Here is a 387-nt window from a genome sequence, read left to right as displayed (position 1 = left end):
CGCCCGATCCACCCCAAGCCGTTCCAGAACCCGCACCCGCCGATCTATATGGCCTGCACCCGCGAGGCGACGCTCGTCGCCGCCGGTTCGCGCGGTATCGGCGCTTTGGTGCTGGGCTTCGCCGGCCCGGACGATATCGCCAAGAAGAATGCGGTCTATCGCGAGCATTTCCGCAATCGTAAGCCCGAGGATCAGGTCGGCTTCCGCCCGACCGAGCATCTCGCCGCGCTGTGCCCGTCGATCGTGCTCGATGACCGCGAAAAGGCGCGCAAGATCGGTCTGCGCGGGCAGCGCTTCTTCGTCGAGAGCCTCGGCCACTGGTATCAGGGCGGCCCGAAGCCGACGATCGACGAGGAGCTGACCGGCGACCAGCAGGCGGCGATCCTC

The 387-nt window shown here is 67.4% G+C and carries 1 protein-coding gene; it reads left to right on the top strand.

What is annotated here, in order from left to right:
• Positions 1 to 387 (top strand): LLM class flavin-dependent oxidoreductase (locus tag BGN95_RS21690; protein WP_502688332.1); only part of this gene is annotated, 387 nt, incomplete at both ends.

This window comes from Sphingomonas sp. 66-10 (assembly GCF_001897045.1).
GTDB lineage: Bacteria > Pseudomonadota > Alphaproteobacteria > Sphingomonadales > Sphingomonadaceae > Sphingomonas > Sphingomonas lycopersici.
The sequence above is the reverse complement of the archived record's forward strand: the minus strand, read 5'-3'. Positions and strand labels throughout refer to the sequence as shown.